Source organism: Blautia sp. DFI.6.71 (genome assembly GCF_020593585.1).
In the GTDB taxonomy this organism is placed as follows: Bacteria; Bacillota; Clostridia; order Lachnospirales; family Lachnospiraceae; genus Blautia_A; species Blautia_A wexlerae.
The window spans coordinates 1-6,543 of record NZ_JAJDMJ010000089.1; the positions used below are offsets into that span (position 1 = coordinate 1).

Here is a 6,543-nt window from a genome sequence, read left to right on the forward strand (position 1 = left end):
TTTACACCTCACTCCCTCTCGCCTTGACCGCTAATCTTATCAATGAGTTTTTTGCACCTTTTTTAATCTAACTAGATATATTTTTACCTACCAAACATGCTAGACGCTAGCATAAGAAATACTAAAATATTACAGACCATACCGCCCCAAAACAAGTACAGTTTCAAACCCTCATATCTGAAAAAGTTGTTTTTGCTTTCCTCCAGCTCCCGGATCTTCTGCTTCATCACGCTCGTAAGTGTATCAGACTGCTTCTCAAGAAGCTTTGTAGCCCTCTGTATAGCCTCTATATTCGCCTGTAACGCCTTTCTAACCTCTTGGACGGTGTTTTCCTTAACCTCATCTTTCAAGCTCCCAACCTCGTCCGATATAGCGTCTTGAAGAAGTTCGTTGCTGTTCTTCAGCAGATCTACGCTCTGCTTCAGCTCGCTGATGAGCTTCCTGTTCTGCTCTGCGTCTCTCTGCCTGTTCTGCTCTGCCCTTACTTGTTCTTGATTTGACTGCTTCATCAATTCCTCGCAGTTCTCGCTCGACATCGCCAACGCTTCTTTGAGCAGACTGTTTTCCAGCTCTGTCCGGCTCTGTCGGTTTAACTCTTGAAGCTGCTCTCTTGGACTGCTCTGCTTCTGCTGTTCGTGCATTTCTCTCAAACTCATGCTCCATGCTCTCCTTTCCAAAATCCATATTGTAGTATTTTTCCAGCTTGTTATCCCTGATTTTACAAGCCTTTTCTCCTGCCTGTTCCCTGGCTAAGTCGGTATATATGATGTACTTGTGGCTGTCCTGCCAGTCCACTCCGTACCCTCTTTCATTCATCAGCCGGATAAAGGTTTCCCGGCTGGTCGCTGTTTCCTTACAATCCAGCACCGCAAGGGCAATATCCTGCACATAACTTCTGACCTTTCCCTGCTCTGCCTGTTTCAAAAGCTGGTAGGTGTCTTTGCTCCATGCCACCGTTTCTTCCCGGACTTCTCCAGCAAAGGTCTTTCCTTTCTCCGGCACATGCAAGCCCTGTTCCCGGCTCTGCTCGTTGCACCGTTCCTTTAGGTCTTTAAGGTCGTACTTACTCCATTGGAGCTTATGACCGTCCTCATAATTTACGGAATTGACAATAAAGTGCGTGTGTATATGCCCCTTGTCTATATGAGTGGCTATCAGAACTTCATGCCCTTTCCATGCCTTTGTATGCTCTGCCAGCTCGACAGCGTTCTTGTGAGCCTGCTCCGGGGTTATTTCCTCGTCCTCATGGTAGGATTGTACATAATGCTTATAGGTTCTTCCGTCCGTCTTGCCCCACAGTTCCTTTGTGGCTTGCATTTCTTCCTTGACTGTCTCCGGCTCACAATGCAGACCGCTTACAAGCTTCTCCTCTGTCTTTTCTTTTTTCGTCACATAATCTATGGCATGCCCTATGCCCGCCTTTGAAGATACCGCCTTAATGACTGCCATACTTTGTTCAGCTCCTCTCCATGCTTCCGCACTTCCGCTTCACTCGGCAACATTCCCCCCTCATTACACCGCTTTGCTATTTGATTGAGGTTGTTCCCTATCCGTTTCAGTTCCGGGATAAGTTCCTTGATACCGTCCGTATTCACGATCTGCTTCTCCAGCACGCAGGAAAGGATATACTCCTGTTGGTTCTTTCCACTCTCTGAAATCTTCTGCTGCAACTGCTGGTATTCTTCTTCACTTACCCGGAATGATAATTGTTTAGGTCTTGTCTTATTCATGGCTGCTTTCCCTCCAGTTCCCGGACAATGTTCTCCTTTCCCCGGATAACCTGCACCCCAGTAAGGACTTTCGGGGTATCTGTAGCAATCCCTACCATTTTCCCGATACACAACCTCAGACAGTACACACTTTCCATTAAATCGGCATGGTCGGAAAAGGACGTTTCATAGTCCACGCTTCCGTCCGCATAGCTCTTTCTGATGATGGCATGGTATCTTCCAATCTGGAACTTTCCAACTTTCATAGTCCTTTCCTCCCTATTTCTTTTTCGTGCAGTTCATCTGCGTATTCAAAACCGTATTCCTGTGCGGCTATCTGCTCCAGCCTTGCCATAGTCTTTCTTGCTTCCCACTGTTCATCTTCGTTCCGGGCGGTCTGGAAGTCCAACACCGCTAGACGATACTGATTTTCGATATATTTCTTATCCATGCTGACCTCACTTTCTCGGTGGTAGCACCACCGCATAATGAGCCTGTCGGCTCGCTTAAAAGGGGGATTGAAGGGGGGCTTGCCACCCTCACAAGTTCTAAAGTGGTAACACTTTAGGGAACTTGCAATATATCCGCTACACATATTATAGTATAGTGGTAGCACTTCTGTCAAGCGGATATATTCATGCGTATATTCTGCCAAGAATATAGTGGAGCTTACTTCCTCTTGGGTGACTTTGGAAGTGTAGGCGGGAGACAGTCAAGGGCTTGTTTTTTATCTGCAGTATGAGCTTCGACTTGCCGATCAGCGAGTACAGCAGATAAAAATGGTCGCAGACCACCCTTTACTTTCTTCCGCCGGAACGGACAATGAAGCACAGGGGGAAGTAACGGAACGGACGGACAGCCGTTTTCCCCTCCGGCATTATAGCCAACCAAAAAAGAGTATCAAGGGTAAACGCTGCGGTCTATAACCGCCCTTGACACTCTTTTTCTTATGGCTTTGATGATAAACAAGGGGAAATGTCTTCTTGTAGCATTTCTGTCTTTATGATATAATATCCAGCGTTGTCGCACCCATTCTGGCAACAGAAAGGGGGTGTGTCTACGTGTCAGAAATTATATCTTTTCTTGTTTCCGTACTGGCAAGTGTAGTTGGCTACTATATTTGCAAATGGTTAGACGGAGATGACAGCGACAACTAGCCTAACGGAAGCTCAACCGTAAAATGAGAAGAACCCCCAGTAGTGGCTGCTACTGGGGGTTCGTTTTGTGTCTACGTGACACATTATATCTTTTCTTAGCTATTGCCATTATAGCATATGCTCTCAGGCAAATCAAGTTTACGCAATTATTATATTTTTTATACGTATCACTCAATTTTCTCCGCAATTTTTATTTTTATGCATTTTATACATTTTTTTTTTTTTTTTATTTATTTATTCGGCATATTGACATTTATATGTTTCCTATGATAACCTTTTTAAAGAACTTACAAAGAAAAGGAGGATTTTTTTATGAACAAATTCAAGCGTTTCGGTGTTTCTATTTTAAGTTTAGGTCTTGTACTAGCACTTAATCCAGTAACCACTTTTGCTGCTGAACCGGAAACTTCAGTTGTTACTTCTGAATCTAACGCAATAGGTGGATGGAGTGAAGAAGATGGTTATTTTGTTAATCCTCAAGCATATTCAAAAGCAATGGAGGATGGCACTACATACGCTTCTCCAAAACATACAGGTAAAGCAGAAGAACGTACACACAATGGTACATCTCAAAAAAGAGCACATGGTTGGACTACTTGGGTTGGAAAATATCACTACACAAGAGCAAGAATGGAAGACTGGGGTGCAATTCTTACTGATTCTGGACGTCAATGGGGAACTGACGGAACAGAAGCAATATCTCCTTGGTGGAGTTTTAACGGTGATACTTCAGGATCTGCTAGAACCTATTACGGAAGTTGATTCTTCACAAACAAAAAAGCAAAGGATTGTAAAATCCTTTGCTTTTTTTACTATATTCTTTTTAAGGAGTCTTCTATGAACACTAAAAAATATTTTATAACATTATTTTCTTTTATTATTTTTTCAATATATTTTACTTTGTCAGGTGTATTTGTTCCTTTCATCGCTTCTATTCCGCAAAGCAATGGTGGATTTAAAACACTTTCATCACAAAATGATTTTTACAAAATGGTTGACAATTTTTATGATCCAGATGAATTTTATAATTTTAGAACAGACAATCAAAACATAAATATATTAGCAAACTTCTATAACACATTAAATGCATCAAGTAACTTCGATGTTTTAACCTCATTCAATCAGGCTATCGCTGTAGATGACTTTAATGGAGACCAACGCTTTTATTATAATTCTGATGAATTTATTGATAATAGTCAGTCTCCTACAATAAATATAAAAGCGTTACAACTTAATCAAAAAGCTTATGATTTTTATAATATAGAAGTTGAGGGAAATTCCGAAATTGCATGGAATAGTATATCATATAAAGATAACTCGATTCCTGTTCTATTGGGTTCTGAATATAAATCTTTTTATAAAATCGGAGACATAATTACTGGAAATTATTATAGTAAAAATACTAATTTTGAAGTTATCGGATTTATAGAAACAGATTGTTCTATAAATTATAAAAATACATCTAATATCACTTTGGATACTTATATGCTTATTCCTTACCCTTCCACTCTTTGGGAAGTGGACAAAACTAATTTTCAATTTGAATCATTATTATACTTTGCTATGATAAATTGTGATTTACTACCATTTGTTGAGGAATCACAAATTTTAAAAAATATAAAGTCTATATCTGACGAAACTGGATTTTCAGACTTTTCTTTAGTTGGTATTGATAACTTTCAAATACAACATATAGAATTACTTTTATTTATACAAAAACATCATATACTTTTCATCATTGGTTTTTTGATTATTTTTATTTTACTAAATATACTATGTTTGTATTTATTTAACCACATTCTAAAATCAATTTGTAATCAATCAACCTTACGAAAAAAACATAATAAAATTTTTATGTTGAATATTGTTATTCCATATGGATCTGCGTTTCTTTTAGGAACGTCTCTTGCAACACTATTTATAAAAAAAATATTGCCTATTAGCATCATTATTGGAATAATAACCTTGGTTTTAATATATCTGATAAATTATCTTTTTTTATCAAAATTCCTTCATGTTTCCTCAAATCTTCAGCAATAGACAGTAGGGAAAAAGGAGCTATTAAATAACTCCTTTTTCCCTATATATTTTCATTGTTTATATCTTTCCACCACTTATAAACAGTATGCTTTGCAAGTCCTGTATCCCGAATACAATCTGCTTTCCTTCCTGTTTGATGTCTCTCCTGCCATTCTCTGACAGTATGCTCCGCTGTTCCGCTCCCTTTTGGTCTCCCCTCCCTTACTTCTTCTCCTAACTGCTTTTTTAGAGCTTTCATAGTATTCATAACCTTTATATGGTCTTTTTGCTTTCTATAATTCCGCTTATTTGCTGGTATCGTTACCTTTGTATTGTCCTCTATCCATTCCCGACTTGCTATCGTTGACAGCCTTTTTCTGTCCCCTTTCAATGCCCGGAGAGCGTCTTTCACATCTGCCCGGCTGAAATGGTTGTCCTCGTCCTCGGTAAGGCTCTCTAAATGATCCAGAAACGCATAAGCATCTCGCCTTATCTTATACTCTGATATGCCACACTTCAATCCATAAGAACACAATGCCATAATGGAAAAGTAACGCCCTCCAGCTTTCACTTCCTCGGTTATTTTCCGTTTCCACCACTCATATAAAGCTTCATTACATACCCACGTACCGCCCTGCTTCTTACTTTTCTGCTTCGGCTCTCCCTGCACGATCCGTTTCTCATACCACTCCGGGTACAGCTCCTTTGCTTCTTCCAACGTAACGGTACTTTTTCTTCTCGGCTTCTCATACAACGGAGCAAGGTCTACCTTACAGCTCGGTATGCTGGCTTTTATATCCTCCAGCGTGTAACGATTCTCTGACAGCTTATAGGCTTTTACTGGGAAATCTGCACCCAGCTTCGACTGACTCCCCACACACCGGAACCCTTGATAAATTCCGGTTATATCCGGGCTGTCCGGACGGATAGAGCTGGTATCATTCCATAGCCGCCGGATAAAGGCTTCTTTCAGCTCCGCAAGTACTTCTTCCCGGTTTCGATACAACTGAACCGGCTCTTGCAAGAAATAGTAAAGATGTACTCCCTTGCCAGAGCTGACAAGATAAGTCGGACGAAGCTGCACACCATTCCCAAACTGCTTCAACAGGTTCTTTAACTGCTGTTTACCTACATAATCCACATCCACCACCACCGCAAACAGCTCATGAGCGTTCTCTTTCGTGTGTGACTTTCCGTAAAAACTAATAGGCGGTATCAGCCCAAACCTATCTCCTACGACCTTATCCAACATTTTCAGACTATCATCAATTACCCACTGTCGGGTTCTTCCTTTGCCGGACGGTCTAATCTGTGTCGCTATAATATTACCTTTTCCGTCCTCCGGCTCTTGCTGGAGACTACCAGCTGGAAACAACTCCCGATAGAAATCATGAGGACTTACTTCCAGGTATCCCCTCTCCAGCATAAGGGCTTCTTTCTCCCGATAAGCAGACTTCCATTCATACGCTCTTTTATCTCTCCTTTTGGTGTATTTTGCCATAGTCTTTTACACCTCACTCCCTCTCGCCTTGACCGCTAATCTTATCAATGAGTTTTTTGCACCTTTTTCCAAGTATAAATGAATGACTTTTTGATGTCAATCTTTACACCTCACTCCCTCTCGCCTTGACCGCTAATCTTATCAATGAGTTTTTTGC

At 40.8% G+C, this 6,543-nt stretch carries 8 protein-coding genes; 2 read left to right on the forward strand and 6 right to left on the reverse strand.

Features of this window, described 5'->3' with window-relative positions:
- Window positions 1-83: 83 nt before the first annotated feature.
- Genes LJE12_RS18950 through LJE12_RS18970 form a run of 5 tightly spaced genes read right to left on the reverse strand, consistent with a single transcriptional unit; the run spans window position 84 to window position 2,160 of the window.
- Window positions 84-350 carry a hypothetical protein gene (locus LJE12_RS18950; protein ID WP_227212186.1) on the reverse strand — a complete coding sequence of 89 codons (267 nt, stop codon included), beginning with the start codon at window positions 348-350 and terminating at the stop codon, window positions 84-86.
- On the reverse strand, window positions 340-1,449 hold the full coding sequence (locus LJE12_RS18955; protein WP_117614348.1) for a relaxase/mobilization nuclease domain-containing protein: 1,110 nt from the start codon (window positions 1,447-1,449) through the stop codon (window positions 340-342). Before LJE12_RS18955 ends, LJE12_RS18950 begins: the two co-directional genes overlap by 11 nt.
- Window positions 1,410-1,730: a MobC family plasmid mobilization relaxosome protein gene (locus LJE12_RS18960; protein ID WP_117598673.1), complete on the reverse strand. Its 321-nt coding sequence runs from the start codon at window positions 1,728-1,730 to the stop codon at window positions 1,410-1,412. Before LJE12_RS18960 ends, LJE12_RS18955 begins: the two co-directional genes overlap by 40 nt.
- On the reverse strand, window positions 1,727-1,975 hold the full coding sequence (locus LJE12_RS18965; RefSeq protein WP_117598674.1) for a hypothetical protein: 249 nt from the start codon (window positions 1,973-1,975) through the stop codon (window positions 1,727-1,729). The genes LJE12_RS18960 and LJE12_RS18965 overlap by 4 nt, the downstream gene beginning before the upstream one ends.
- Window positions 1,972-2,160 (reverse strand): hypothetical protein, encoded by a 189-nt coding sequence (locus LJE12_RS18970; RefSeq protein WP_147331599.1) that lies wholly within the window; start codon window positions 2,158-2,160, stop codon window positions 1,972-1,974. The genes LJE12_RS18965 and LJE12_RS18970 overlap by 4 nt, the downstream gene beginning before the upstream one ends.
- 1,018 nt (window positions 2,161-3,178) lie before the next feature.
- Here LJE12_RS18970 and LJE12_RS18975 point away from each other — a divergent pair.
- Both LJE12_RS18975 and LJE12_RS18980 read left to right on the forward strand, forming a co-directional pair.
- Window positions 3,179-3,628: a hypothetical protein gene (locus LJE12_RS18975; protein ID WP_227212184.1), complete on the forward strand. Its 450-nt coding sequence runs from the start codon at window positions 3,179-3,181 to the stop codon at window positions 3,626-3,628.
- 75 nt (window positions 3,629-3,703) lie between these two features.
- Window positions 3,704-4,906, forward strand: a complete 1,203-nt coding sequence (locus tag LJE12_RS18980) for a hypothetical protein (RefSeq protein WP_117598675.1) — start codon at window positions 3,704-3,706, stop codon at window positions 4,904-4,906.
- Between the two features lie 40 nt (window positions 4,907-4,946).
- Here LJE12_RS18980 and LJE12_RS18985 read toward each other — a convergent pair whose 3' ends face one another.
- The gene (locus LJE12_RS18985) at window positions 4,947-6,386 is read right to left on the reverse strand and encodes a repa (protein ID WP_227227148.1); all 1,440 of its coding nucleotides are present in this window, start codon (window positions 6,384-6,386) and stop codon (window positions 4,947-4,949) included.
- Window positions 6,387-6,543 lie beyond the last annotated feature (157 nt).